Raw genomic sequence first — 25,964 nt, 5'->3', positions numbered from 1 at the left:
CAACGAAGCAGCTCGGTGACTGAAGACAAACTGCTATGAGCCCGCAAACAGCGGACAATCCCGTTTGCCAAAAACTGCTTGACGAAGACGGTCCCGTTACCGAAGTCCTGACCCTCAGGCTAAAAAGGAAAAAGCCCGCTCCATCGGATCGGGCGGGCGTTGTTTATCTGAGGAAGATGGTGGCGGGGGGGGCCACCATACTCTAGTTTCAGGGCGAATTAAGAAGCGCAAGAACGTCTTATTCTATTAGGTTTCTATTGCGCTACTGGTCCACTGACGTCTAAAGCAGTATCAGGCAGTCCCACAATTTATGTGGGATTAAGTGTGGGGCGATCCATGGCGGGCAAAGGCAGCAAGGGGCTATCGGCGGCGTTCGTTCGCACAGTCTCCGAGCCGGGAAGATACGGCGATGCGATGGGGCTGTGCCTTATCGTCACGCCCGCAGGCTCTAAGCGATGGGTGCAGCGCCTGACCATTCGCGGCAAACGGGTTGATCTGGGGCTAGGGCCTCTCGCTGCCGTCTCCCTGGCCGAAGCCCGCGAAAAGGCTGCACAGAACTTCAAGGAAGCCCGGAGCGGGGGCGATCCACTGCGGGCCAAGCGTGAGGCGCAGGCTATCCTGACATTCGAGGAAGCTGCCCGGAGGGTCCACGCCCTGCATCTGCCAACATGGCGCAATGTGAAACACGGGAAGGATTTTATTTCCTCACTGGAAGCATACGCTTTCCCCCGCATCGGCAAGATGAAAGTGCAGGACATAACCACGGCTGACGTGCTGGCCGTTCTGTCTCCCCATTGGACCCAAACCCATGAGACTGCCCGCAAGGTCAAACAGCGCATCGGGACCGTGATGAAATGGGCGATTGCGCAAGGCTGGCGGCAGGACAACCCCGCAGCCAATCTTGATGTTGCATTGCCTAAAGTCACCAGACAGGCGGAGCGCCGCAAAGCCCTGCCCTATCAGGAAGTATCGACTTTTCTAGCGGCTCTGGCGGCATCCGGCGCGACCTCGGCGACAAAGCTGGCGCTGGAATTTCTCATTCTGACCGCCGCCCGCTCTGGCGAAGTGAGGGAAGCCCGATGGGATGAAATCGACATGGAGGCGAGAGTTTGGGAAATCCCCGCAGCGCGTATGAAAATGAAGCGCCCGCATCGGGTGCCGCTATCTCCCAGGGCAATCGAGATACTGAAAGAGGCCGAGAGATTCCGGCCCTGCCCCCCCGCTACACCCGCTACAATCGCTACACGGGATAGGGAGCCTTCCCCACTTATCTTCGCGGGCCGCAATCCGAGCCGCCCCCTAAGCGATATGACGCTATCAAAGCTGACCAAAGAACTTGGCTTCCCGGTGGACGTTCACGGATTCCGCACGTCTTTCCGCACTTGGGCGCAGGAGCGAACAAGCGCCCTGCATGAAGTGGCCGAGGCGGCACTGGCCCATGTTGTCGGTAGCACTGTGGCGCAGGCATACGCCCGATCTGATCTGTTCGAGAAGCGCCGCGACCTCATGGAGCGATGGGCTGCGTATCTGGCAGAGGGGGAAGGGAAGGTGATTCGAGTCAGTTTCGCGGATACGGGAGGGGCCTGATGCGCTGCGCTGTCGGGGTCTTTGGGGCTAATTTCTACGGCACCCGAAAAAAATTGGGGAGAAGTTTAGGGGGCAAGCCTGCGGGTGCTGCTGCGCATGACGCCAAGAATATTAGTATGCTGCCTAAAGCGTCCGGTAAGGAACGCTTAATAAAATCAATAGCTTTGCCATTTGGCGCTATAGCATTGAACCTAATGCGGAATTTAGCAAAATGCTATCATTGGGGACGGAGAGTGTTTTGGATTTGTTCCGCCCCGGCTCAACGCTACTGCGACAAGCAAAAAACCGGGATTGAGATAAACCGAAAACCCCAATAAACGTAGTATAGTCTCGGGCCGTTCGAGGCAGATGTAGGATAAATGGCGACCCCCGCCAAAGGCTCAACCGCCAAGTTAAAGCCAAAGACGGGGGCCGGACGGAACAAGATTTGAGCCCCTGTTCTGTCCCCGTCCTACTACATCATTTGTGGATTACGCAAGTTGCGGAATCCGCAAGTGCGGATAAAGGGGACACTTAGCCGTGTCGAAAATTCACCGCTTGCCTGCTGTGATGCAGGTCACTGGCCTGTCTAAGGCATCTATCTATTTGGGCATTAAGAAGGGGACGTTCCCGGCACCCGTGAAGCTGGGGGAGCGTTCCGTTGGCTGGCCGTCCGAGGCCATTGAAGGGTGGGTGAAATCCCGCCCGACTGCTGCCGCCTAATAGAAACCCCGCCGGATCAGGGCGGGGCTAACAGGCTATCGAAAGTCTTAAAAACGCAAAGGCAAGATAGCCTGCCCGCCTGTCCGGCGCAATGCCGGAGGCCGAACCATGGCCATGTATCGCATCTACCCCGAAGGCGCTTCCCCGTTCACGATTGCCGTGGAGGGCCGCGAACTCTGGGCTTTAGAACAACTGATAAGCGCAGGTCCGAAGGGCTGCACCCCGATCACGCGCCCCGCGCCGCGCTGGTCTGCCTATGTCCATAAGCTGCGTAAGCTGCATGTGCCGATCGAGACCCGCTATGAGCAACACGGCGGGCCGTTCGCTGGCAATCATGCCCGCTACATCCTCAAGGCCAAGGCTGAGAAGCAGGTGGCGGCATGATGGAATTGGGCACCATCCGCAAAAACGCGTCCGAAGAAATCCGCCTGACGGTGGAGACCTTCAAGGGGCATGAAATTGTCAGCCTTCGCGTTTGGTATCGCACTGCCGGGGGGGAGTATCGCCCCGGCAAGCAGGGGCTGGCATTCCGGCTGGAACTCCTGGGTGAGATTCTTGCTGCATTGAGCAATGCGCGAAAGGGGGTGCTGCAATGAGTAGCAAACACCCTACAGGCGGCAACATCTCTGGCCGGGAAGTCGCAGGCGCAGGGGAGCCGACCGCCGCCGAAGCGATTGCGATTGCGGCTGGCATCGCAATAGCGGCGCGGCAACTGATTGAGGCGAAAGACCCCAACACCCGAAAAGACGCCCCCCGCCTGCTTTACGAATTGCACGATGGGCTTGGGGAGATAGGCGCAATTCTTATGCTTTTAGCTGAGCGCCTAGGCTGTGCGGAAGAATCGGAGAAGCTGGTTAGGCGCAACGCCGCAACTGCCCGCGCCTTCGCAGGGAAAGGGGGCCGCGCATGACTGAGGCGCAGCGCATCACCGCAGCCCTGAGAGGCCGCTGGCATGGCCGCTATGGGCTTGCCTGCTGTCCGGCCCATGGGGACCGCAATCCTAGTCTCTCGCTCTCTGACGGGCCGTCTGGCCGCTTGCTGGCGCGATGCATGACGGGCTGTGGCTTCCCCGCCATTCTGGACGCCTTGAAAGGGATGGGCATCATCGAGGGCCACGGCACTGTGCCGCAGACCGATCCTGCCGAACTCGCCCGCTATCAGGCGGAGCAAAAGCGGGAGGCCGAGAAGCGGGAGGGACAGGCAAAGGCGATCTGGGCCGAGTCTCTTCCCCTTCGCGGGAGCATTGCAGAGGCTTACTTGCGGGATGCGCGGGGCATCACCTGCGACCTGCCCGAGACCCTGCGCTTTCACCCTGCCTGCTGGCATCCGAGCGCCAAGCGACTGCCCGCCATGGTGGCCATGATCGAGGGGGCCGAGCGTTTCGCTGTGCATCGGACCTACCTGCGGCACGATGGGAGCGGCAAGGCCGGGACGGAGCCTGCCAAGGCTATGTTGGGAAACTGCGCTGGGGGCGCTGTAAGGCTCTCCAGGGGCTTTGACGCGCTTGCTGTAGGGGAAGGCATAGAAACGTCTCTGTCGCTGCTGTGCGGGCCGCTCTGTGGCTCTGTGGGGGTGCGGGCCGCTCTCTCCACGTCTGGCATGGCGGGCCTGCGTCTGCCCGACCGTGCTGGCGCTTTAATTATCGCAACTGACGGCGACCCTGCCGGACGGGACGCAGGGGCCAAGCTGGCCGAGCGGGCCACGGCGATGGGCTGGACCGTAACCGTGTTCCCCGCCCCCGAAGGGCGTGACTGGAACGATGTGATTCAAGCCATGAAAGGGGCCGCAGCATGACCGCGCCCGCCAATATCAATCCGGCATTTGCTGTCAGCGTTCATCACTTCACGGCGGAAGGGCCGCAGCCCCTCATGCGGGAAATCCCGGAGGGGGAGCGTTATCCTGTGGGGGCGCTGGGGCCGCTTTCCGAGGCCGTCCGGGCCGCGCATGATGTGAGCCAAGCCCCCATTGGCATTGCCGCGCAATCGGCGCTGTCTGTGGCCTCTCTGGCCGTTCAGGGCTTTGCTGATGTGGAGACACTGGGAGGTGACGCCCCCTTGTCGCTGTTCTGCCTGACCATTGCGGAAAGTGGGGAGCGGAAATCATCCTGCGACCGCCTGCTGATGAAGGGCGTGAGGGCATACGAGAGGGCGCAGGCGGAGACATTCCGCGCTGACATGGCCGAGCATGAAGTTGCCCGCGAAATCTGGCAGGGCAAGCGCAAGCGCCTGCTGATCGAGGCCGCAGGAAGTGACAAGCTGAAAGCTACCGGGGCCGAGGCCGATCTGCGCAACCTTGGGCATGAGCCGCGCCCCCCGCTCTATCCTAATGTCACTGCGCAAGAACCGACATTCGAGGGCCTGTTGAAGCTCTACCAGATCGGCAGACCCGCGCTTGGCTTGTTTTCAGATGAGGCCGGGGGATTCATCGGTGGTCACGCCATGAACTCGGATAACAAGCTGAAAACCATCGCAGGGCTGTCCCAGCTTTGGAACGGTGACACCGTGAATCGTATTCGTTCCGGTGATGGGGCAAGCGATTATCCAGGCCGCAGGCTGGCCATGCATCTTATGGTGCAGCCTGTCGCTGCCCGCCCGCTTCTCGCCGATCCGCAGGCGTCTGGTCAGGGATTCCTTGCCCGCTTCCTTATCACCGAACCCCCCAGCGCAATCGGCACTCGCTTGCGGCGAGGGCATGACTTGGCAAGCGATACTGCCATTTCTGCCTTCACGGATAGGCTTAGGGCTATTCTGGAAACTCCGCTTCCGACCGGGAGCAATCCGCAGGAACTTACCCCGCCGCGGCTCCTGCTGTCGAAAGACGCAAAGGAATTGCTCTGGCGCTTCTATGAGGCCGTAGAGGTGGCGCAAGCTGCTGGCGGGCAAATGGAGCATGTGCGGGCCTATGGCTCCAAGGCCGCAGAACAAGCCGCCCGCATTGCCGGGGTGCTTACCCTATGGGCCGATCTGGAAGCGCGGGAGGTAACGCCGCAGGCGATGGGCTGGGGCATCACATTGGCGCAGTTTTACCTTGGAGAGGCAAAGCGGCTGGCCGAGGCGGGGCTTGTCTCAGAGGAAACCGCGAAGGCCGAGCGGCTGCGTAAATGGCTGGCGGATAGCTGGCCGCATGATGATGTGACACCCCGCGAAATCGTTCAGTATGGGCCGAACTCTCTCAGAGAGGCCAAGGCAGCGGCTGGGCCTATCGCGGCATTGGTAAGGGCTGGCCACCTGACGGCGATGGAGGCGGGGGCAGTCATTCGAGGCAGCGCCCGCCGCGAGGCCTATCGCATCACAAGGGTCTGAATCCCGGCCCTACCCCCCTGCTACACCCGCTACACTTGCTACACTTGGATTGTTTGTAGCGGATGTAGCGGGTGTAGCGGCACATGCCAGTCAGATTATGAGGCCTATCCATGCTATTTGATGTGCAAGCCGCTCTCGCCGAAATCCTATCAAGCCCCGCAGAGCCGTCCTTACCGCATCGGGCGAGTGTAGCGGATGTAGCGGATGTAGCAGCACCCCCGCCCCAAAAATGCGCGACCGTCCACCTGCATCGGGCGAGTGTAGCGAATGTAGCGGGTGTAGCGGCACCCCCGCCCGCCATTTCACGGGATGAGGCGGATACCTTCCCCCATGGCCGATCCTCCACGGGGAACCCCCAGACCTGGACGGGCCGCGTTGTCTCTCTGGACGCATGGCGCAATCTGACCGCATGGGAGCGCCATGGCCCTGATGGGCGCTTGTTCTGTGGAGTCTGTCAGGCTTGGGTCAGGCAATGCCCGCATTGCGCTGGGGGGGCTGCGTAATGGCGTCCACTTTGGATACGGATAAGCTGCGCAAGGTCAGGGCGCTTATGGACGGCGGGAAAACGGAAGGGGAACGCTCTGCCGCGAAGGGCAAGGCCGAGGCGCTGGCCGCGAGGGCGGGGCTAACGCTGAAAGAAGCTCTGTCCAGTTTGGACGGGCCGGATAACTCGCCGGGAAACTTCTTCGCGGGCTTCGATGACTGGATGGAAGCCAAGGAACCGGGATACAAGGCCGAGCAAGCCCGCCGCCGCGCCGATAGAGAGGCGAAGCGGCTGGCGCGATGCAAAGAACTGCTGGCCGAATATGGATCAAGGGAGGCGGTATTCGCCCCCACTGACACTGAGGCGAGGCTGAGGGATGCACTCGCATCATTCCGCGATGACTCTATGTATGGCTATCGGGGTTTCAGCTTTAGCCAAGGGCCGACCCCTGAGATGTGGCAGGCCATGCGGGAGGCCGTGGCCGTTCCCGATACGGTTCATGGGGCATGGGCGGCTCACCAGGCGCATGAGGCGCGGCAGGATGACCGCTTTGCCTTCTGCCCGGATTACACCCCTTGGGAGTGGGAGGAGGCATGGGCGTCTGCATTGGGCTGGCTGCTGGATAATCTCCCCAGCACAACGGCACAGGATATGACCGCCCGCCTGGAGTGGCTCAGGTCTATAGCTTCGAGTGAGAACGCCCCCTGTGCCGAGCGGTTTAAGTCGCTGGCCGCGTCTCTGTGCAGCGATATGGCCGCGCTACTGGATCGGCAGGCGCAAGGCATGTCACGCCCGGATGGAGGGTCTACGCAGGCTCAGCGCCGCGCCGCCGTGCTGGATCTGCTGGCAATGGGTGCTGGTATCTCCGATCGAGAGATTGCCCGCCGTGTCGGGTGCAGCCCGCAGACCGTGGGAAATATCAGGCGGAGGGCCGCAGCATGACGGGGGAGTGGTCTTCAACTTGCCGCGCTTCTTTGGGACCAGGCGGGGGTCAGTCGCGCAAGATATGAGCTAATTGGAGATTTTCGGAGTGAGGGGTAAAGGCATGGTGCGGCAAGAAAGAGAGCGGCCAAGTCGTCCACTCTTTCGACATGGATCAGTCCGGGGCGCTGGCCGTCTATCTGGGGGCTGATTTAATTCAAAGGAAATCAAAGGCCGATCTGCTGTTTTGCGACCAATACGCGCACGCGCGTGAGGATAGAGGATAGGCGGCAGACCCATAGCCGATCGGTCTATTTGCGACACGATACGCGCACGCGCGAGGAATGCGATGCAGCGCAGGAATAGCCGATCTGCCTATTTGCGAAGAGATACGCGCACGCGCGAGGATGGGCGGCAGACCCATAGCCGATCGGCAGATTGATTGTCGGTAAATGTAGGAGGTGCAAAGTCTGCATCTCCTCTGGTGCGCTGATCTTCTCCATGCCGCGCTTCGCCCTGAGATTACCCTGACATTCGCGGCAAGCCCTACAGATGCAGGGGCCTGCCGCTTTATGTCATGCGCCCTATGGCCTCTAAAGTAGTGCGATCTGATGGGCGGTGAGGGGGGGTTGGACAACTTGTCCAACCCTGCTGTGCTGACATTCAAAGACGCCGCCCGCTCACCCCTTCGCAGCCAAGGCTACTCCCGGCCCTGCTGCCACTTGCCCGCTATCGAGGAACTGGACGCCTTGGGCCTCTAAGGCACTGCGGATTGCCTCCGCGCTTGATAGCTGCAAGCCGCTCTTACCCGTCTCAAACCTATTTATCGTCGTAAAAGACACGCCCGCCTGCCCCGCCAATTCCCTGACACCCAAGCCTAGCGCTGCCCTAGCCATCCTTACCTGCTCCGGCTTCATATGCCTACCCTGTTACATGTTTCACATACAGGGTAGTTGACAAAGCACTTACCCTACATCAAACCTACTACACGGTAAGCGAAAGCGCAAACAGGGTAGCAGCCATTGTCTCGCATTCGCTCCGCCTGAGAGCGGCACCGTGAACCTGATGAATCCGACATGGAGGATGAGAGAAGATGTTAAAGCATAATCCGAAAGCCGAGAGAGGCTTGCCTGGGGGGGCAATGGAGCGCCTTGCCTTGTTCGCGGAATGGACAGGCACTACCCCGCCGCAGCGCATCCTTGAAGGAAGGGGCAGGAACGTATCGTTCAGCCGCGAACTGTTAGCCTACGCCAATCAACAGGGTCTGAACCTTGATTGGTTTTGCCTTGGCGATGAACGCGGGCTTGTCATGGCTTACCATCGGCGGGGGCGGGAGGTGCGGCATGAGGGCGTCTGACGCGCAGGGTGCGGAAATCGTCTCTCTCTATCGGCAGATGGAACCTGTGACGCAAGTAATCTTCATGCGCTTCCTTCGCGCCGCCCATGAGGAACGCACCGTTCCGCCGGATGTGGCATTTGAGCGGGCCAAGGCGCTGGTGGATCGGCACCGTGCTGGCGGGGAGGTGACAGACGCTGACTTGGAGAGCATCGGAGCGCCGCCCCCGACAACCTAGCGCGACCCATGCCCCCCGGCCGGGGGGGTATGCGGAAGTCTGGTGGCTCAATCTACGGGACCGGCGGGCCTCATGGATTTTTTACGAGGCCAAAATGAAAACATTTTTTTGGGTGAGCCATGGAGGGGGTGAATCACGCAGGCAGAGAGCCCGCCACTGACATTCCCAGACTGCCCCCAAGTCTCATAGGGTGCTTTGCGGCGCTAGGGCATCCAGCGCAAGGTGTGGGATTTTTCGTGGGATGAATTGAAAAAAGCTGAAAATTAACTCAGCAAATTCAATGAGATAGTGAAATTGTATGGTGGCGGGGGGGGGACTCGAACCCCCGACCCCATGATTATGAGTCATGTGCTCTAACCAACTGAGCTACCCAGCCACTTGCCTGCTTCCTAGCGGTCACAGGCGGGACCTTCAAGCGGAAAATCCGCACCACATCTTTGGTTATTCAGGTTGCCCTGAAGAAGATGTGGTGGCGAGGGGGGGACTCGAACCCCCGACCCCATGATTATGAGTCATGTGCTCTAACCAACTGAGCTACCTAGCCGATGGGCGCTTTCTAGCTTTCGGCGCGACCGGCCACAAGAGGGAAAAGCGACCATTTTCCAATGACCTGACACTTTTCTGTCGCAGGGGAGGTCGCAGGGCGAAAAAGCAAAACCCCGGCAGAGCGACGCTCTGCCGGGGTTTAAGGCTGCAGTCTCTGCCGATCAGCCGCGAAGGCCGGCCAGATCCTCAGGCGTTGCGAAATTGCGCTGTGTGGTCTCTTTGGAGATCCGCTTCACCATGCCGGACAGCGCTTTGCCGGCACCGATTTCCCAGAACTCAGTGACGCCCTCAGCCGCCATCCACAGAACGGATTCGCGCCAGCGCACCGAGCCCGTGACCTGTTCAACCAGCAGCTGGCGGATCACTTCAGGATCGGTCACCGCCCCGGCGCGGACGTTGGCCACCAGCGGCACTTTAGGCGCATTGATGGTGACACCGGCAAGGGCTTCGGCCATTTTGTCGGCTGCGGGCTGCATCAGCGCGCAGTGGAAGGGCGCGGAGACCGGCAGCAGCATGGCGCGTTTGACGCCCTTCGCCTTTGCGATCTCAACCGCGCGTTCGATCGCGGCTTTATGGCCCGAGATCACGACCTGCGACGGGTCGTTGTCATTGGCGGCCTGAACGATCTCACCCTGAGCGGCCTCTGCCGCGATCTCGGTTGCGAGTGCGAAATCTGCGCCGAGGAGGGCCGCCATGGCGCCGACGCCCACCGGCACGGCGGCCTGCATGGCCTCGCCGCGCAGGCGCAGCAGGCGGGCGGTATCGCTGATGCTGAGCGCACCGGCAGCGGCCAGAGCCGAATATTCGCCAAGGCTGTGACCGGCGACGAAGGCGGCATCAGTGATGCTGACGCCCTCCGCCTCCATGGCGCGCAGGGCGGCCAGAGAGGTCGCCATCAGCGCGGGCTGGGCATTGGCGGTCAGGGTCAGCTCATCCTGCTGACCTTCCCAGATCAGCGCGGAGAGCTTTTCCCCGAGCGCTGCATCGACTTCGTCAAAGACGGCTTTCGCGGCGGGATAAGCCTCGGCCAGGGCTTTGCCCATGCCGATGGTCTGAGCACCCTGCCCCGGAAAGATAAATGCTTTCATAGTCTTCACTCTGCAAGTTCAACGACGACGAGGTCGCGCTCAGAGGCGCCCCGGGCGTGGTTGAGTGCTTCCTGATAGTCCGGTGAGTGGTAGCAGTTCACCGCCGCCTCAAGCGAAGGGAACTGCGCCACCACATTGCGCGGCCGATCCCGGCCTTCGAGCTGGTGGTAACGACCAGCCCGGGCCAGGAATTTGCCCCCGTGAAGCGCAATCGCAGGACCCGCGAGGGCTGCATACTTTGCGTAGGCTTCCGTATCGGTCACTTCGACATGTGCAATCCAGAGGGCTGCCGGCATGTTTACACCTTTGCGAGAATGGCTTCGGCCGCGGCAATCGCAGCTTCGGCGTTGTCAGCGCTGGCCCCACCGGCCTGCGCCATATCCGGACGGCCACCGCCGCCTTTGCCACCCAGAGCTTCGGCAGCGGCTTTGACAAGGGTCACAGCCGAAAGACGCTCGGTCAGATCGGCGGTCACGCCCGCAGCGACAGCCGCTTTCCCACCGGCATCGGCGATCAGCAGAACAGCGCCGGAGCCCAGACGGGTCTTTGCCTCATCGATCAGCGCCGGAAGATCCTTGCCCGAGACGCCCGAGAGGGTCTGTGCAAGGAATTTCACGCCGTTGATCTCTTTGGCCTCCGGGCCATTGCCCGAACCGCCGCCCATGGCGAGTTCGCGGCGCAGCTGCGCCACTTCGTTCTGGAGCGCTTTGCGCTCATCAGCGAGGGCTTTCACGCGCTCTGCCAGTTCAGCGGAGGGGGCTTTGAGAACCGCTGCCGCCTCAGCCAGACGGGCTGCCTGGTCGCGCAGATAATCGAGCGCAGCCTGACCGGTCAGCGCCTCAAAGCGGCGGACACCGGCAGAGGATGCCGAATCGCCCAGAGCCACGAAAGCGCCGATATCGCCGGTGCGGGTGACATGGGTGCCGCCGCAAAGTTCCAGGCTGTAGGTCGCACCGTCAGCCCCTTTGTTCGAGCCCTCTTTGCGGCCCATCGAGACCACGCGGACCTCATCGCCGTATTTCTCGCCAAAGAGCGCCTGAGCCCCGATGGCGCGCGCATCGTCGGGCGTCATGATGCGGGTCTCAACCGGAGTGTTCTGGCGGATATAGGCGTTCACCTCTGCCTCAACAGCCGAGAGTTCCTCAGCGGTCAGGGCTTTGGTGTGGCTGAAGTCAAAGCGCAGACGGTCTTCCGCGTTCAGCGAGCCCTTTTGCGCCACATGTTCCCCAAGCGCGAGGCGCAGGGCTTCATGCAGCAGGTGGGTGGCCGAGTGATTGGCGCGGATCGCCGAGCGGCGGGCATGATCGACGGTCAGGGTGACGCCCTGGCCGCGCTCGAGCGTGCCTTCGGTGACTTCGGCTATATGGATGAAAACGCCCGCCGATTTTTTGGTATCGGTGATCTTGGCCGCGCCGGTGGCAGAGCGGATCACACCGGTGTCACCGACCTGGCCGCCGGATTCGCCATAAAACGGCGTCTGGTTCACAACGATCTGCACTTTGCCCGACGCTGAAGTGACTTCCGCCCCCTCAATAACCAGAGCGGTGATCTGCGCCTCAGCCGTCTCGGTATCATAACCGAGGAATTCGGTGGTGCCGTTCTTTTCGGCCAGTTCAAACCAGATGGCCGCGTCTTTTGCCTCACCCGAGCCCGACCAGGCGGCGCGGGCCTTGGCTTTCTGCTCAGCCATAGCCGAATCAAAGCCTTCGGTTTCCACGACGCGACCTTTTTCACGCAGGGCGTCTTCGGTCAGATCCAGCGGGAAGCCATAGGTGTCGTAGAGCTTAAACGCCGTGGCGCCGGGAAGCGGTGCGCCCTCGTCCAGACCCTCAAGTTCCGCGTCCAGAAGCTTCAGACCACGGTCGAGGGTCTGTTTGAAGCGGGTCTCTTCCAGCTTCAGCGATTCCTCGATCAGCGCCTGGGCGCGGCCCAGCTCAGGATAAGCGCCGCCCATTTCGCGCACCAGCGCGGGGACGAGCTTATACATCACCGGGTCTTTCGCCCCGAGGATATGCGCGTGGCGCATGGCGCGGCGCATGATGCGGCGCAGCACATAACCGCGACCTTCGTTCGAGGGCATCACCCCGTCGGCCAGCAGGAAGGAGGTCGAGCGCAGGTGGTCTGCGATCACGCGGTGATGGACATTGCCCAGCTCGGGATCGCCATTGGTGACATTGGCGGAAGCCTCAATCAGCGCGCGCATGAGGTCGGTGTCGTAGTTGTCGTGCTTGCCCTGCAGCAGCGCGCCGATCCGCTCCAGCCCCATGCCGGTATCGATCGACTGCATCTCCAGATCGATCATCGAGCCGTCTTCGAACTGCTCGTTCTGCATGAAGACGTTGTTCCAGATCTCGATGAACCGGTCGCCGTCTTCGTCCGGGCTGCCGGGCGGGCCGCCGGGGATATGCTCACCATGGTCGAAGAAGATCTCGGTGCAGGGACCGCAGGGACCGGTCGGGCCCATCTGCCAGAAGTTGTCCTTCGTGGCGATGCGGATGATGCGGTCATCCGACAGGCCCGCGACCTTTTTCCAGATCTTCGCCGCTTCATCATCGGTGTGATAGACCGTGACCAGCAGTTTATCCTTCGGGATATCGAAGTCTTTGGTCAGCAGTTCCCAGGCAAAATTGATCGCGCCCTCTTTGAAGTAATCGCCGAAGGAGAAGTTCCCCAGCATCTCAAAGAAGGTGTGGTGACGCGCGGTGTACCCCACGTTGTCGAGGTCATTGTGCTTGCCGCCCGCGCGCACACATTTCTGCGCCGAGGTGGCCCGCACATAGTCGCGTTTCTCAACACCGGTGAAGCAGTTTTTGAACTGCACCATACCGGAGTTGGTGAACATGAGCGTCGGGTCATTGCGCGGAACCAGCGGTGAGGACGGCACGACCTGGTGCCCGTTACGCGCGAAGAAATCAAGGAAAGTGGAACGGATGTCGTTCAGCGAGGGCATTTGGGCGGGGCCTCCTGGCAAGTACTTGCCCCCCGTTTAACGCTGGCTGCGGGGGCTGTCCACTGTGACAACCCCCGCAGCCGTTTTCAGGCTTATTCCGTGAGGTCTTCTTCGGTCGGCGGCACCGAGAAATCGAGGCCGTTTGCCGCGCGGATCTTCGCCTCAACATCCGCTGCGACCGAGGGGTTCGAGCGCAGGAAGTTCTTGGCATTCTCACGGCCCTGACCGATGCGCTCATCCCCGTAGCTGTACCAGGACCCCGACTTTTCAACCACGCCGGCTTTGACACCCAGATCCAGCAGTTCGCCGGTTTTGGAGATGCCTTCGCCATACATGATGTCGAATTCAACCTCGCGGAAGGGCGGCGAGACTTTGTTTTTCACGACTTTGACGCGGGTGGAGTTGCCCACGACTTCATCGCGGTCTTTGATCGCGCCGGTGCGGCGGATGTCCAGACGCACGGAGGCATAGAACTTCAGCGCATTGCCGCCGGTGGTGGTCTCGGGGTTGCCGAACATCACGCCGATCTTCATGCGGATCTGGTTGATAAAAATCACCATGCAGTTCGACTTGCCGATCGAGCCGGTCAGTTTGCGCATGGCCTGGCTCATCAGACGGGCCTGGCTGCCCATCTGCATATCGCCCATATCGCCCTCAATCTCGGATTTCGGGGTCAGTGCGGCTACCGAGTCCACGATCACCAGGCTCACCGCGCCCGACCGCACCAGCGTATCGACGATTTCCAGCGCCTGTTCTCCGGTGTCGGGCTGCGAGATCAGAAGCTCATCAAGATCCACGCCCAGCTTTTTGGCATAGGTCGGGTCCAGCGCATGTTCGGCGTCCACAAAGGCAACAACGCCGCCTTTTTTCTGCTCTTCCGCCGCCACATGCAGCGTCAGCGTGGTTTTACCCGAGCTTTCCGGCCCGTAAATCTCAATGATGCGGCCCTTGGGCAGACCGCCGATGCCGAGCGCGATGTCCAGACCCAGCGAACCGGTCGAAGTCGCCTCAATCTGCGTCACCGGGTTATTGGCCCCCAGCTTCATGATCGAGCCCTTGCCGAACTGCCGCTCAATCTGCGCCAGCGCGCTTTCCAGTGCCTTGCTCTTGTCCATGTCCCGTTTCCCGCCGAAGTCCAGAAGGGCTGCGCCCGCCATCATACTTCCCCTTATCCCACAGGCGTCCGAACACGGCAATCACCCGTTTGTTTCGCTTTTGTTCGCATAAAATTAGGGGCATAACAAGAACATTCAAGAGGCCCCACAGCGCAGATTGCCAGGAATTGCTTAATTAAGCCTTACTGCCGCAGCAGGAACACGACGCTGCCGCAATCTTTGCGCTATACGCGCTCAGACACAGGCGGCGGCGATCACCGAAGGAGCGGTCATGCTGATTTTCTGGGACCAGAGGCTGGTCTGCCTTGCGACACCAAAGACCGGCACCACGGCGCTGGCCGCCGCGCTTGAGGCGCGGGCGACGATCTCAATGCAGCGGCCCCCGGTGGTCAAACATACCCCCTCGCAGCGCTATCACCGCTTCATCGCCCCCTATCTGCGCGCCACCTCCGGTGCGGAGTTCACAACCGTGGCGCTGATGCGTGAGCCCGTGGACTGGCTTGCAAGCTGGTATCGCTTTCGCCGCCGCGAGGATCTGGCGGGCGGGCCAAACTCGACCCTTGGCCTCAGCTTTGATGCCTTCGTTCGCGGCTGGTGCAGCGATCCGCAGCCGGAGTTCGCGCGTGTGGGATCTCAGGCGCGTTTTCTGGCCCCGCCCGGAAAGCCGGGGGTCGACCATATCTTTCGCTATGAAAACATGCCGCGCTATGTGGCTTTTCTTGAAGAGCGGCTGAACTGCCGGCTGAGCCTGCCGCAGCTCAACGTCTCTCCCCCGGCCGAGGTGACTTTATCGCCTGAGACCAAAGCGCTGCTCCGGCAGCACATGGCGGCGGATTTCGCGCTTTACGAAAGCCTGTCCGGCTGATCGCAGAGCGCGGTCCCCACCGCTGCGTTCAGATCGGCCAGCGAGAAGGGCTTGGCGAGGAAGTTCACCCCCGGCAAATCGGCCAGCACATCAAAAAAGGTCTCAGCCGCATATCCCGAAATGAAGATGACCGGGACACTGGGGCGCTGCTGGCGGGCAATGCGGACCCAGGCCGGCCCCTCAAGCCCGTGCATAATCACATCGCTGATAAAGAGACGCACATCGAGATCCGGATCGTTGAGCAGCTCAAGCGCATCCTGCCCGTCCTCAGCCTCCATCACCGTATAGCCGCGCAGCCGCAAAGCGCGGGCCGCAAAGGCCCGCACCGGGGCCTCATCCTCGACCAGAAGGATCACCCCCTCCCGCGCAAGCGGCAGGCTGGCCTGGGGGCTGGCCGCGGGCGCGAGCGGAAGATCGATCGTCTCACTGTCGTGGATTGGCAGATAGACGCTGAACTCCGCCCCGCCGTCGGGGGCGTTTTGCACGAAGATAAAGCCGCCTGACTGTTTCACAATGCCATAGGCGGTCGAAAGGCCAAGCCCGGTGCCCTCGCCCGCGGGTTTGGTGGTAAAGAAAGGCTCAAAGATTTTCTCCAGCGCTTCCTGCGCGATCCCCGGCCCGTCATCCGTCACCGTCAGCAGCGCATAGGCCCCGGCAGGAAGGCTCACCTCGCCCATGGGGCGGGGATATTCAAAATCAACGCGCGCGCTGCGAATGCGGATTTCGCCCTCCGCGCGCATGGCATCGCGGGCATTGACCACGAGGTTCATCAGGACCTGTTCAAGCTGGCGGCGATCGGCGCGGATCAGTGTCGGGCCGCTGTCATGACGCACATCAAGGCGCACCTTCTCTCCGACCAGCCGCGACAGAAGCTGGGTCATGTCGCGCACCACATCCTGCAGATAGAGATATTCCGCATGCAGCGTCTGTTTGCGCGAAAAAGCCAGCAACTGGCTGACGAGGCCGGCGGCGCGATTGGCATTCTGCCGGATCTGTGAAAGATCGGCATATTCCGGGTCCAATGCGCCGTGATTGAGCAGCAAAAGATCGCAATGACCGGAAATCGCCGTCAGCAGATTGTTGAAATCATGCGCCACCCCCCCGGCGAGCTGCCCGACCAGCTGCATCTTCTGGCTTTGGGTGAACTGCGCCTGCAGCGCGCGGATCTCGGTGGCATCGATCAGCAAAGCCAGCAGTCCGTTGCGGGCCGCCCCGCCCCAGGGCCGCAGGGTCAGCCGCACAAAGCTGTCAGGATTGGCCGCCCGCAGCAGCCGAAGGGTCTCCGTCCGGGCGGGCGCGCGATGGGCTGCGACATCGGCGATCCAGTCGCGCAAAGGCCGCCCCGGCCCGTCAAAAAGCGCAGACGCGTTGATCTCTTCCCCCGGGTTCAGGCGTAACATCTGCTGCGCCTCTGTGTTTGAGGCAAGGATCGTGCCATCCGCCCCCAGGCGCAGCAAAGCCAGCGGCAGATCCTCGAGCCCCTGAAGCGAGGCAATGGCCGGCAGGCTGCTGAGCGGCAGAAAGTAAATCTCACGCCGCTCTGCCGCGCCTTCGACTTCGATCATCACCGCCTGCACCGGACCCGATGCCGCATTCAGCGCGATAATGCCGCCGCTGCCCGCGAGGGGGCCGGGCACCAGCTCTTCAAGACTGCGCGGACGCCCGCCCGCCAGATCGCGCAGCGCCTTATTGGCGTAAAGCACCGCGCCGCCCTTTCCCGCCATCAGCATGGGCAGGCTGATCCCCTCTGAGCCGCGGGCCAGGCTGGAGCGTTCCACAAAGAGATCAAACCGCCAGAGCAGCGCTGCCCGGCTGCAGCGGATCACCTGCAGCCGCAGCACCCCTGAGCGGGTCACCACATCCTCTCCGGTCACCCCTTCCGAGAGCGCGCGTGCAGAGAGCCGCCGGATCACCGCAGAGGGATGGGCCGCATAATCCGTCAGCGCCGCGCTGAGCTGGGGTGTGTCGGTAAAGGGGTAACGGCTGCGCCCGGCCGCGTTCAGCCAGAGAACCTCACCGGAGGTGTCGGTCAGAAAGGCAGAGGCGCTGTCGAATTCATAAACGCGGCTGATGCGGCGCAGCAGGATCCCCCGCTGCAACCCGCGCAGCGCCGCGAGGAGGCCCGCAACCAGCCCGCTGAGCAAAAGCCCCGCCCCCACCGCCGCCGCCAGCCAGGAGAGCGGCAGTTCCGTCACCCCCGCCAGCAGCCCCAGAAGCAACAACCCCGCCGCACAAAGCAGCGACCAGCGCAGGCCATGATGCGGCACCGCAGGCGGCAGCACCGGAGGCGGGGCAGAAGATCGCACGGCAACTCCTTTCAGAACTGCCGTCAGCATCTCAGGCGCTGGTTAATATGTCCTTAATTCCACCCCGGAGGGGATGAAACTGCCTCAATCGCGCTGCAGAAGCGCCATGTAGAAGCCATCGCCGCCATCCGCCGGGGTCAGGCGCAGATCGCGCAGCAGACGGTAGTCAGGGTTCGCCGCAAGAAAGGCCGCGACCTGCGCGCCATTTTCCGCCTCAAGCATCGAGCAGGTTGCATAGGCGAGCCGCCCCCCCGGTGCCACCTGGTCCGAGGCATTGCTGAGCACTTCGGCCTGAAGGGCGGTGAGCCGCGCAAGCCCCGCCGCATCCAGCCGCCAGCGTGCATCCGGCTGGCGCCGCCAGGCGCCCGAGCCCGAACAGGGGGCATCGGCCAGCACCAGATCATAGCCACCCGAAAGCGAGGCCGTGTCTTTCAGCGTCACCTCTGCCCGGGCCCGCGCCGCCCGGGCGGGAAGGTCGCTCATCCGGGCATAAGAGATGTCGTGTGCGTCAATCTGCAGATCCGCCAGCGCAGCCATGGCCAGCGATTTGCCACCGCCCCCGGCGCAGAAATCGAGCACCCGCTGGCCGTCCTGCAGATCAAGCGCCGCGACGACGGCCTGAGAGGCCACATCCTGCAGCTCCACGACGCCATTCAGGTAAGCCTCCGAACGGGCGATCTTTTTGGCGCCCGAGACCACCTCAAGGGCAGTCGCCGACAGCGGATGGGGGCGGGTTTCGATCTCTTCGGCGGCGAGAATACGACGGGCGCCGTCCACATCCGAGAGCCGCAGGTTCACACGCAAAAAGACCGGCGCGCGCGACTGCAGCGCCGCCATCACCACCTCAAACTGCGGGCCAAGCGCCTCGCGCAGCTGCGGGGCAAGCCAGTCCGGGCAGTCAAGCGCCTCAAGACCCTCCGGGTTGCGGGGGCTCTCGTCTTCGCTCACCGCCGCCGGCGCATGGCCCTGGCCGTTGAAAAGCGCAGCCTCATCCCCGCCCTGCGCGCGGATCACCCCCAGCATCAGGCTGCGCCCCGAGGTCGCCTCAGGCCAGCGACCGCCGCCCAGAGCTGAAGCGGAACGCATCCGGCGCAGCGCGTCAAAGACGTGATCACGCACCGCCGAGCGGTCGCCCGAGCCCGCAAAACGGCTGTTGCGCGCCCAGTTCACCAGGGCTTTCTCAGCGGGCTCCCCGGCGAGAATACGGTCGAGAACCGCAATGGCGGCGGCAATACGGGCACCGGGGGTCATGGTTTACTCCTTTGGGCGGGCGCGGAAGATGCCTGATAACAGAAGCCCCGCCTGCCCGCAAACCGCCCGCCCCTCAGGTCAGCGCCACCGGGGTGAGCAGCGGACGCCCCCCCGCCTCAGCGCGCCAGACCCTGAGGCCGAAAACCTTTGCGAGCAGCGCATCACTCAGCACCTCTGCGGGCGGGCCATCTGCCACCAGCCGCCCCTGATCGAGCACCAGCACCCGAGTGCAATAGCGCGCCGCCAGCCCCAGATCATGGACCGAGGCCACAACCGCCCTGCCCTCGCGTGCCAGATCGCCAAAGAGCTCCATGGTTGAGATCTGCCGCGCCGGATCAAGGCTCGCGCCCGGCTCATCTGCCAGCAGAAGCGGTGTTTCCTGGGCGAGAAGCCGGGCAATCAGCGCCCGGGCCAGTTCTCCGCCCGAAAGCCGGTCAGCCGGGCGCGCGGCAAGGCTCTCCAGCCCCATCCGCGCAAGGGCCGCCGCAACGGCGCGGTGATCCTCGCGCTGTGCCGCCCCCGTCCAGGGCAGACGGCCAAGCGCTACCAGATCGCGCACCGCCATGGGCCAGGCCACCTCCCGCGCCTGGGGCAGAAAAGCCGCCCGCCGCGCCCGCTCGGCGGCGGAAAGCTCGGCCAGAGACGAGCGCCCCTCATGCGGCAGGAGCCCCTGGATCGCCCGCAAAAGCGTGGTCTTACCCGCCCCGTTCGGCCCGAGCAGCCCGAGAAACTCTCCCTCCCGCAGGGAAAAGCTGATGTCGCTCAGAACCCTTTGCCCCTGGCGGGTCAGCGAGAGTTGCTCCACCGTCAGCACCGTCATTGGCTTTGCTTTCTGAGGGTCAGGATCATGTGAATGAAGAAGGGCGCGCCGATCAGGGCCGTCAGAACCCCAAGCTTCAGATCGCGCTCAGGCAGGATCAGCCGCGTCGCCAGATCGGCGGCCAGGATCACCGCCGCCCCGCCAAGCGCCGAGGGCAGCAGCAGCGCCGAAGGCCGCCCCCCCGTGGCACGGCGCAACAGATGCGGCACCACGAGGCCCACAAAGCCAATGCCCCCCGCCACCGAAGTCGCCGCCCCCGCCAGCGCCGCCACGCCAAAGACCACCCGCCGCCGCAGCCCGCGCGGCGAGACACCCAGACTGCGCGCCACATCCTCGCCAAGGCTCAGCGCGTCAAGGCCCCGCCCTGCCCCTGCGAGCGCCAGTGCCCCCGCCACCATGACGGGAGCGGCCAGCCAGACATGCTCCATCGAGCGGTCGGCCAGCGAGCCCATCAGCCAGAAAACGATCTCAGAGGCCGCAAAGGGATTAGGCGAGAGGTTGAGCACCAGCGACATCAGCGCCCCTGCCAGCGCCGAAAGCGCCACCCCCGCAAGGATCACCGTCAGCGTATCGCCGCGCGGCCCCGACAGCAGAAACAGCAAGACCACCGCAAGTCCCGCACCGCCAAGCGCCGCCAGCGGCAGCGCAGGCGCGAAAGCCGCTACCAGCCCGCTTTGCAGCGCCAGAACCGCCCCCAGAGAGGCCATGGGCGAGACGCCGATCAGGCCCGGCTCTGCCAAAGGATTGCGCAGCCAGCCCTGCATCGCGGCCCCTGCGAGGCCCAGCGAGGCCCCGGTCAGCAGGCCAAGGACCGCCCGCGGCAGGCGGATCTCGCGCATGACCAGAACCGTGGCCTCTCCCTCACCGCGCAAAAGCGCCGCCAGCGCCTCTGACGGCCCGAACCCGGCCGGGCCCGTCAGCAGGGATCCGGCCAAAAGCACCGCCACCAGCCCCGACAAAAACAGCGTCAGCTTCATCGCGTCCCCGCGTCCTTCACATCCTCAATGGCCTCAAGGGTCTGCGGCAGGCCGCAGACCCAGTCGGCCTCGCGCAGCATAAGCCCCGCGGTATCGGCCATCAGTGCCACCAGCGCCGGATGGCGCAGCAGATCCTCCGCCCGCGAGGCCCCGGGCCAGGGCGCGGAGGAGAGGATCAGATCCGGCTGCGCCGCCACCAGCCGCTCAAGCGGCAGATAGCCACCGCCCGCAAGCCCCTCATATGCCGCCAGATTGCGCAGGCCCGCGGCGGAAAGCACCTCATGGCTGAGCGTCGCGGCACCGGAGGTATAGCCCCCCGCCTCCCAGATCGCGGCTGTCCGTCCCGTCTGAGCGCTGCGCAGAGCCGAAAGGCGTTCCGTAAAGGCCCGGGCGATCCCCTCTCCCTCAGCTTCCCGGCCGAGCAGCGCGGCCATCTCGCGGATCGCGGGGGCGATGTCATCGAGACGCTGCGCCGGGGCCAGTTCAACCACCTCAACCCCAAGACGGCGCAAAAGAAAGACGGTTTCGCGACGCGTCCAGGTTGAAGCCAGCACAAGATCCGGGCGCAGCGCGAAAATCTCTTCCGCGCCACCCCGGTTTAACGGATACCCCCGCGCCGCATCCGCCATGACGGAAGAGCGCGGATCAGCCGCCAGCCAGGAGACCGAGCGCAACTGCCCTGGTGCTGCCAGCAGCATGGCCAGTTGGTCAGTGCAGAGGTTGAGTGAAACCACCCGCTGAGGCGCAGCCTCAACCCTCTCTGGCAGCAGGGGCAGCGCCAGGACCAGCGCGACGGCCAGTCTCAGTGACCGGCGAAAAGCGTCCGGGCGATGCCACATGCTCTCCCCTTTCTCAGAAGCGGGTGCTCAGGCCCAGAAAGACCCCGCGACGCGGCGTGCCATAGCCCGCCACCGTCTGATACTGCCGGTCAAAGAGGTTCTCGACCCGCAGGCTCAGACGCGTGCTCTCAGAAAGAGCATAGCCCGCGCCGAATGAGGCCACCAGATAGCTGCCCATCCGCTGGCCGCGGTCATCGGGGCGGTCTGCGACCCCCTGCAGCCCCGCGTTCAGGGTGAGCGCCTCGCTGACGCCGGCAGTCACGCCAAGCGAGAACTGATGGCGCGGCACACGCCCCAGACGCTCCCCTTCGGGGTTCAGGGCCTTGGTGTAGCTATATGCGGCCTGCATCGAAATGCGCTCTGACAGCGCATGATCAAGCGACAGTTCCCCCCCCTGACGGCGGCTGCGGCCCGACAGATTGACGTAGCCTGCCTGCGGCCCGCTCACCAAAGGATCCCAGGGGGCATTGTCGTCCCAGACGATCGCATTGTCGCTGTCGAGCCGGAAGAGCGTGAGCCCAAGGCTGCCCGCAGCGTAGCGGTAATCAAGGCCCAGCTCATAGGAGCGGCTTTCCTCTGGGGTCAAACCTGGATTGGGCCGCACCCATTCATCGCCATAAAGCTGATAAAGCGAGGGCGACAGAAACCCGCTCGCCGTCATACCCCGCAGGGTCAGCGCCTCTGACGCGGCAAAGGCAAAGGCCAGCCGCCCCGTCGTATACCCGCCGTAGCGCGAATGATGATCGCGCCGCAGCCCCAGCGTCAGATCCAGCCCCTCGGAAGGGGACCAGAGCGCCTGCCCCCAAAGGGCACGACCGTCGCTCGAATCCGCGGCCTCGACCCCGCCGAAACCGGCGGTCTCACGCGTGGCCTCAAGGCCGTAAACGAGGCTCAGATCCGGGCGCAGTTCCGTCACCGCCTGCCAGTTGAAACTGTAGCGCGTGGCGAAGTTGTTGCCCGCCTGTGAAAGCTCACGGTTGATGTCGTAAAGTCCAAGCTCGAACCGATGCAACGTGCGCCCGGCCTCTGCCTCGGCAAAAAGCGTCCCGCCGTGTTCGCGCCGCACAGAGCGATCGGCCGAATTCATATCTGCGGGCCAGTCGCTGTCATGCTCAAAGCGCATGCGCTGCACGAAACCCGAAGCCCCGAGGCGCAGGCTGTCCGAGACCGTATACCGCGTCGTGAAGGACAGACGGTTGGTCTCGAACCCGTCCGCCTCTGCATCCGGCGTCGGGGGCAGCGTATCCATGGCGGAAAAGCCGTTGCTGCGGCGATGGGTCAGGTAAAACACCGTCTCCGCCGCGCCGTCGCGCCAGGCCGAAGAATAGCCAAGCGACCGGCTGCCCCGCGATCCGGTCTCCAGCGAAAGCCGCTGGCGGTGGCCGTCTTCTTCGGCGCCGCGGGTGGTGATATGGATCACGCCCCCCATGGCCTGCGAGCCCCAAAGCGCCCCCTGGGCCCCGCGCAGCACCTCAACCCGGCCGATATCGGCGGTGCTCAGAGATCCGAAATCAAATTCCCCGCCGATCCCCGAAGGGTCGTTGACCTTCACGCCATCCACAAAGACCGCGATATGGCGCGGATCCGCCCCGCGGATGCGCAGAGCCGCCTGAGTGCCCTCGGGCCCGCTTTGCGTGACGCTGAGGCCCGGAAGCCGTGCAAGATAATCAACAAGCTGAATGGGACCGGCGCGCGACAGCTCTTCGCCCGTGATCACCGAGACCGAGACCCCGCTGCGGGCCACATCCCTCGGCGTGCGTGCCGCGCTGAGGGTGATATCGCTGAGATAAACATCCTCTGCGGCGGCCGTACCCGCAAGCAGAGTGGCGAGAAGGATCAGACCTTCACGTTTCATATTTCAAATCCTGTGCCGACCTGAGACCCCCTGCGGGCCCCCAGGCTGGTTGACGAATAGCCGACAGCATCGGGAGGGATCCCGCCGGCGGTGATTCATCACCCCGACGGATCAACCGTCTCCGACCAAGGCCCCTCGCCTGGCGGACAGGTGACACAGCCGGCAGGTCTCCTGGCTCGCGGGTCATTGCTCGGGTCCGCCTTCCCGGGATCAGCCCCAGTGGCATATCAGACCGTCGCTCGCCGCTTACAGTTGCGGGGGCAGCTGTGGCTTAACCGAAGCGAACTTCGCCACATTCCCTTTTCATTCCGACGGGCTGCCCCGCCGGAAACCGGTGCTGCCTGATCCCTGACCGCTCCTCTGCGGCCTGTCAAGCCTGCGCTCGGGATGAGAAGAAAAAACGCGGCTCCGCAACCGTCCGGGAAACCCCCCTGCCCGCCCGTCGGGCTGCGCCTGCTCAATCCGGACCCGCCGCAAAAGCCTGTGGCCCGGAAACCTCTGCCGCGATCCAGTCGCGAAAGGCGGCCAGCGGCGGATAATCCGCCCGCGCCTCCGGCCAGACCAGAAAATACTGCCCCGGCCCCGTCAGACGTCCCCCCGGAAGTTCCGTCAGCCGCCCCGAGGCCAGCTCATCTGCCACATGAAACTCCGGCAGCAGCGCGGCCCCCAGACCATGAACCGCCGCCTGGGCCATGGTGGCGAACTGATCAAAGAGCATTCCCCCCGGCAGCGGCCCCGCCACCCCCAGCGCGCCGAGCCAGTCTGCCCAGGCCCCGGGCCGGGTCTCAATCTGCAGAAGCGGCAGGGTCAACACATCCGACGGCCCGCTCAGGGAATGGCGCGCCAGAAGCGACGGCGCCGCACAGGGCACCAGCACCTCGGGAAAGAGCGGCAGATGCCCGGCGCCGCGCCAGTCCGCCTCTCCGAAATGCACGGCGGCATCAAAGCTCTCGGCGGCAAAGTTGAATTTCTTCATCCGCGTGGCAAGATTGACCGTCACATCGGGATGGGCGCTCAGAAACCCGGACATGCGCGGGGCCAGCCAATGGGTCGAAAACGCCGGCAGCACGGCCAGCGACAGAACCCCTCCGTCGGGATTGGCACTCAGCTCCATCGAGGCCCGCGCAATCAGATCCAGCGCCCGCGTCACATCCCGCCCATAGGCCTTCGCCGCGACCGTGGGAACCAGCCGCTGCCTCTCGCGCAGAAAGAGCCTTTGCCCAAGCTGGGTCTCAAGGTTCTGCACAAGCCGCGAAATCGCCCCCTGCGACAGATCCATATCCCGCGAGGCCCCCGCCGTAGAGCCGGTCCTGAGCACCGCCTCAAAGGCACTAAGCTGCGAAATGGAAGGGATAAACCTGCGGGAGCGCGCCATGATATCTATGCCTTTTATGCATAATCTTAAATACAGATAGCGTTAGCCGATCCCTCGTACCAGCCCTATACCCGGATCAACAGCCAGCGCATGTGGAGGCCAGACATGACCGATCGCCCGAAACTGAAAGCCAAAGACGCCCCGGATCTGGCGCGCTTTAACTGGGAAGACCCCTTCCGCCTTGACGGACAGCTGACCGAAGACGAACGCGCTCTCCGCGATGCTGCGCATAACTACGCGCAAAGCAAACTGCAGCCACGTGTCAAAGACGCCTTCGCCAATGAAGTGACCGATCCCGAGATCTTCCGCGAGATGGGCGAGATGGGGCTTCTGGGCGTGACCGTGCCGGAGGAATACGGCGGTCTTGGCGCCTCCTATGTGGCTTACGGCCTCGTTTCGCGCGAAGTCGAACGCGTGGATTCGGGCTATCGCTCGATGATGTCGGTGCAAAGCTCGCTGGTGATGTATCCGATCTACGCCTATGGCTCGGAAGAACAGCGGAAGAAATATCTGCCCAAACTCGCCTCGGGTGAATTCATCGGCTGCTTTGGCCTGACGGAGCCGGATGCAGGCTCCGATCCCGCAGGGATGAAGACCGTCGCGAAAAAGACCGCTAACGGCTATGTGCTCAATGGCAGCAAGATGTGGATCTCCAACGCGCCGATCGCAGACGTCTTCGTGGTCTGGGCGAAATCAGAGGCCCATGGCGGCAAGATCCGTGGCTTTATCCTCGACAAAGGCATGAAAGGTCTCTCGGCGCCGAAGGTGAAAGACAAGCTCTCCCTGCGCGCCTCGATCACCGGTGAGATCGTGATGGAGAATGTCGAAATCGGCGAAGACGCGCTTCTGCCGCATATCGAAGGCCTGAAAGGTCCCTTCGGTTGTCTGAACCGCGCCCGCTATGGCATCTCCTGGGGCGCACTGGGAGCGGCAGAATTCTGCTATCACGCCGCGCGTCAGTACGGCCTTGACCGCAAACAGTTCAACCGCCCCCTCGCACAGACCCAGCTCTTCCAGCTGAAGCTTGCCAATATGATGACCGAGATCTCCCTCGGCCTTCAGGCGTCGCTGCAGGTCGGTCGTCTGATGGATGAGGCAAACGCTGCGCCCGAGATGGTCTCGATCGTCAAGCGCAACAACTGCGGCAAAGCCCTTGAGATCGCCCGCTGGGCCCGCGACATGCACGGCGGCAACGGCATCAGCCAGGACTTCCACGTCATCCGCCATATGGTGAACCTCGAGACCGTCAACACCTATGAGGGCACCCACGACGTCCACGCACTGATCCTCGGCCGCGCCATCACCGGCCTGCAGGCTTTCTACTGAAAGATCAGCCATTGAGGCTAGGGTCCGTGGACATTCATCGTAAAGCGATGATGGCCGCTGCGAGATACCAGTTGGCAGCAT

Annotated in this window: 22 protein-coding genes, 2 tRNA genes and 1 riboswitch; of the genes, 10 read left to right on the top strand and 14 right to left on the bottom strand. The window is 63.2% G+C overall.

All coding sequences use genetic code 11. The features are described from left to right. Window positions 1-336 precede the first annotated feature (336 nt). The 7 genes from EP867_RS15755 (at window position 337) to EP867_RS15725 (ending at window position 7,017) form a co-directional block, all read left to right on the top strand. Window positions 337-1,587: a tyrosine-type recombinase/integrase gene (locus tag EP867_RS15755; RefSeq protein ID WP_128490437.1), complete on the top strand. Its 1,251-nt coding sequence runs from the start codon at window positions 337-339 to the stop codon at window positions 1,585-1,587. Between the two features lie 519 nt (window positions 1,588-2,106). Then, the gene (locus EP867_RS15750; RefSeq protein ID WP_128490436.1) at window positions 2,107-2,289 is read left to right on the top strand and encodes a helix-turn-helix transcriptional regulator; all 183 of its coding nucleotides are present in this window, start codon (window positions 2,107-2,109) and stop codon (window positions 2,287-2,289) included. A 108-nt stretch (window positions 2,290-2,397) separates the two neighbouring features. Next, window positions 2,398-2,673 carry a winged helix domain-containing protein gene (locus tag EP867_RS15745; RefSeq protein ID WP_128490435.1) on the top strand — a complete coding sequence of 92 codons (276 nt, stop codon included), beginning with the start codon at window positions 2,398-2,400 and terminating at the stop codon, window positions 2,671-2,673. Beyond that, entirely contained in the window at window positions 2,670-2,885 is a 216-nt protein-coding gene (locus tag EP867_RS15740; protein WP_128490434.1) for a transcriptional coactivator p15/PC4 family protein, read from the top strand. Before EP867_RS15745 ends, EP867_RS15740 begins: the two co-directional genes overlap by 4 nt. A gap of 310 nt (window positions 2,886-3,195) precedes the next feature. Further along, entirely contained in the window at window positions 3,196-4,083 is an 888-nt protein-coding gene (locus EP867_RS15735) for a DUF7146 domain-containing protein (protein WP_128490433.1), read from the top strand. Next, window positions 4,080-5,591: a YfjI family protein gene (locus tag EP867_RS15730; RefSeq protein WP_128490432.1), complete on the top strand. Its 1,512-nt coding sequence runs from the start codon at window positions 4,080-4,082 to the stop codon at window positions 5,589-5,591. Before EP867_RS15735 ends, EP867_RS15730 begins: the two co-directional genes overlap by 4 nt. Before the next feature lie 502 nt (window positions 5,592-6,093). Continuing rightward, window positions 6,094-7,017, top strand: coding sequence for a helix-turn-helix domain-containing protein (locus tag EP867_RS15725; protein ID WP_164888900.1), 924 nt, complete (start codon window positions 6,094-6,096; stop codon window positions 7,015-7,017). 659 nt (window positions 7,018-7,676) lie between these two features. On the opposite strand, the gene EP867_RS15720 is transcribed toward EP867_RS15725, so the two are convergent. Beyond that, on the bottom strand, window positions 7,677-7,892 hold the full coding sequence (locus EP867_RS15720) for a helix-turn-helix domain-containing protein (RefSeq protein WP_241656933.1): 216 nt from the start codon (window positions 7,890-7,892) through the stop codon (window positions 7,677-7,679). A gap of 447 nt (window positions 7,893-8,339) precedes the next feature. Between EP867_RS15720 and EP867_RS15715 the strand changes: the two genes are divergently transcribed. Further along, on the top strand, window positions 8,340-8,570 hold the full coding sequence (locus tag EP867_RS15715) for a hypothetical protein (RefSeq protein ID WP_128490429.1): 231 nt from the start codon (window positions 8,340-8,342) through the stop codon (window positions 8,568-8,570). A gap of 299 nt (window positions 8,571-8,869) precedes the next feature. Here the strand turns inward: EP867_RS15715 and EP867_RS15710 are convergent. From EP867_RS15710 to recA, 6 genes are all read right to left on the bottom strand, one after another. Beyond that, a tRNA-Met gene (locus EP867_RS15710) sits at window positions 8,870-8,946 on the bottom strand. A 91-nt stretch (window positions 8,947-9,037) separates the two neighbouring features. Next, window positions 9,038-9,114 (bottom strand) — tRNA-Met (locus EP867_RS15705). 163 nt (window positions 9,115-9,277) lie between these two features. Further along, window positions 9,278-10,204, bottom strand: a complete 927-nt coding sequence (fabD, locus tag EP867_RS15700) for an ACP S-malonyltransferase (RefSeq protein ID WP_128490428.1) — start codon at window positions 10,202-10,204, stop codon at window positions 9,278-9,280. A 5-nt stretch (window positions 10,205-10,209) separates the two neighbouring features. Further along, window positions 10,210-10,500, bottom strand: coding sequence for a DUF1330 domain-containing protein (locus tag EP867_RS15695; protein WP_128490427.1), 291 nt, complete (start codon window positions 10,498-10,500; stop codon window positions 10,210-10,212). 2 nt (window positions 10,501-10,502) lie between these two features. Next, a complete protein-coding gene (gene alaS / locus EP867_RS15690) occupies window positions 10,503-13,154 on the bottom strand; it encodes an alanine--tRNA ligase (protein ID WP_128490426.1) in 2,652 nt (883 codons plus the stop codon). A 92-nt stretch (window positions 13,155-13,246) separates the two neighbouring features. Next, on the bottom strand, window positions 13,247-14,311 hold the full coding sequence (gene recA, locus EP867_RS15685; protein WP_128490425.1) for a recombinase RecA: 1,065 nt from the start codon (window positions 14,309-14,311) through the stop codon (window positions 13,247-13,249). A 229-nt stretch (window positions 14,312-14,540) separates the two neighbouring features. Here recA and EP867_RS15680 point away from each other — a divergent pair, with 229 nt between their 5' ends. Next, window positions 14,541-15,134, top strand: a complete 594-nt coding sequence (locus tag EP867_RS15680) for a hypothetical protein (RefSeq protein ID WP_128490424.1) — start codon at window positions 14,541-14,543, stop codon at window positions 15,132-15,134. Here EP867_RS15680 and EP867_RS15675 read toward each other — a convergent pair. From EP867_RS15675 to EP867_RS15645, 7 genes are all read right to left on the bottom strand, one after another. Further along, entirely contained in the window at window positions 15,113-17,440 is a 2,328-nt protein-coding gene (locus tag EP867_RS15675; protein ID WP_128490423.1) for an ATP-binding protein, read from the bottom strand. The two genes, EP867_RS15680 and EP867_RS15675, sit on opposite strands and share 22 nt — an antisense overlap. Before the next feature lie 84 nt (window positions 17,441-17,524). Next, window positions 17,525-18,691, bottom strand: a complete 1,167-nt coding sequence (locus EP867_RS15670; RefSeq protein ID WP_128490422.1) for an RsmB/NOP family class I SAM-dependent RNA methyltransferase — start codon at window positions 18,689-18,691, stop codon at window positions 17,525-17,527. 73 nt (window positions 18,692-18,764) lie between these two features. Beyond that, window positions 18,765-19,511 (bottom strand): ABC transporter ATP-binding protein, encoded by a 747-nt coding sequence (locus EP867_RS15665; protein WP_128490421.1) that lies wholly within the window; start codon window positions 19,509-19,511, stop codon window positions 18,765-18,767. Then, window positions 19,508-20,488, bottom strand: coding sequence for a FecCD family ABC transporter permease (locus EP867_RS15660; RefSeq protein ID WP_128490420.1), 981 nt, complete (start codon window positions 20,486-20,488; stop codon window positions 19,508-19,510). Before EP867_RS15660 ends, EP867_RS15665 begins: the two co-directional genes overlap by 4 nt. Continuing rightward, window positions 20,485-21,327, bottom strand: coding sequence for an ABC transporter substrate-binding protein (locus EP867_RS15655; protein WP_128490419.1), 843 nt, complete (start codon window positions 21,325-21,327; stop codon window positions 20,485-20,487). The genes EP867_RS15660 and EP867_RS15655 overlap by 4 nt, the downstream gene beginning before the upstream one ends. Window positions 21,328-21,340: 13 nt before the next feature. Next, entirely contained in the window at window positions 21,341-23,182 is a 1,842-nt protein-coding gene (locus EP867_RS15650) for a TonB-dependent receptor plug domain-containing protein (protein WP_128490418.1), read from the bottom strand. 144 nt (window positions 23,183-23,326) lie between these two features. Continuing rightward, window positions 23,327-23,533: riboswitch (cobalamin riboswitch) on the bottom strand. Window positions 23,534-23,639: 106 nt separating this feature from the next. Beyond that, entirely contained in the window at window positions 23,640-24,557 is a 918-nt protein-coding gene (locus EP867_RS15645; RefSeq protein WP_128490417.1) for a LysR family transcriptional regulator, read from the bottom strand. A gap of 105 nt (window positions 24,558-24,662) precedes the next feature. On the opposite strand from EP867_RS15645, the gene EP867_RS15640 reads away from it, so the two are divergent. Next, the gene (locus EP867_RS15640; RefSeq protein ID WP_128490416.1) at window positions 24,663-25,883 is read left to right on the top strand and encodes an acyl-CoA dehydrogenase; all 1,221 of its coding nucleotides are present in this window, start codon (window positions 24,663-24,665) and stop codon (window positions 25,881-25,883) included. Window positions 25,884-25,964 lie beyond the last annotated feature (81 nt).

Origin of the sequence: Falsigemmobacter intermedius (assembly GCF_004054105.1) — a bacterium.
GTDB lineage: Bacteria > Pseudomonadota > Alphaproteobacteria > Rhodobacterales > Rhodobacteraceae > Wagnerdoeblera > Wagnerdoeblera intermedia.
This window is presented reverse-complemented; position numbering and strand designations above follow the sequence as displayed.

Bases quoted from the DNA above. Each gene is read 5' to 3' on its own strand.
- EP867_RS15665 (WP_128490421.1), bottom strand. From the start codon at position 19,511: ATGACGGTGCTGACGGTGGAGCAACTCTCGCTGACCCGCCAGGGGCAA.
- EP867_RS15740 (WP_128490434.1), top strand. From the start codon at position 2,670: ATGATGGAATTGGGCACCATCCGCAAAAACGCGTCCGAAGAAATCCGC.
- EP867_RS15735 (WP_128490433.1), top strand. From the start codon at position 3,196: ATGACTGAGGCGCAGCGCATCACCGCAGCCCTGAGAGGCCGCTGGCAT.
- EP867_RS15650 (WP_128490418.1), bottom strand. From the start codon at position 23,182: ATGAAACGTGAAGGTCTGATCCTTCTCGCCACTCTGCTTGCGGGTACG.
- recA (WP_128490425.1), bottom strand. From the start codon at position 14,311: ATGGCGGGCGCAGCCCTTCTGGACTTCGGCGGGAAACGGGACATGGAC.
- EP867_RS15670 (WP_128490422.1), bottom strand. From the start codon at position 18,691: ATGACCCCCGGTGCCCGTATTGCCGCCGCCATTGCGGTTCTCGACCGT.
- EP867_RS15660 (WP_128490420.1), bottom strand. From the start codon at position 20,488: ATGAAGCTGACGCTGTTTTTGTCGGGGCTGGTGGCGGTGCTTTTGGCC.
- EP867_RS15745 (WP_128490435.1), top strand. From the start codon at position 2,398: ATGGCCATGTATCGCATCTACCCCGAAGGCGCTTCCCCGTTCACGATT.
- EP867_RS15725 (WP_164888900.1), top strand. From the start codon at position 6,094: ATGGCGTCCACTTTGGATACGGATAAGCTGCGCAAGGTCAGGGCGCTT.
- fabD (WP_128490428.1), bottom strand. From the start codon at position 10,204: ATGAAAGCATTTATCTTTCCGGGGCAGGGTGCTCAGACCATCGGCATG.
- EP867_RS15720 (WP_241656933.1), bottom strand. From the start codon at position 7,892: ATGGCTAGGGCAGCGCTAGGCTTGGGTGTCAGGGAATTGGCGGGGCAG.
- alaS (WP_128490426.1), bottom strand. From the start codon at position 13,154: ATGCCCTCGCTGAACGACATCCGTTCCACTTTCCTTGATTTCTTCGCG.
- EP867_RS15755 (WP_128490437.1), top strand. From the start codon at position 337: ATGGCGGGCAAAGGCAGCAAGGGGCTATCGGCGGCGTTCGTTCGCACA.
- EP867_RS15695 (WP_128490427.1), bottom strand. From the start codon at position 10,500: ATGCCGGCAGCCCTCTGGATTGCACATGTCGAAGTGACCGATACGGAA.
- EP867_RS15645 (WP_128490417.1), bottom strand. From the start codon at position 24,557: ATGGCGCGCTCCCGCAGGTTTATCCCTTCCATTTCGCAGCTTAGTGCC.
- EP867_RS15640 (WP_128490416.1), top strand. From the start codon at position 24,663: ATGACCGATCGCCCGAAACTGAAAGCCAAAGACGCCCCGGATCTGGCG.
- EP867_RS15730 (WP_128490432.1), top strand. From the start codon at position 4,080: ATGACCGCGCCCGCCAATATCAATCCGGCATTTGCTGTCAGCGTTCAT.
- EP867_RS15680 (WP_128490424.1), top strand. From the start codon at position 14,541: ATGCTGATTTTCTGGGACCAGAGGCTGGTCTGCCTTGCGACACCAAAG.
- EP867_RS15655 (WP_128490419.1), bottom strand. From the start codon at position 21,327: ATGTGGCATCGCCCGGACGCTTTTCGCCGGTCACTGAGACTGGCCGTC.
- EP867_RS15715 (WP_128490429.1), top strand. From the start codon at position 8,340: ATGAGGGCGTCTGACGCGCAGGGTGCGGAAATCGTCTCTCTCTATCGG.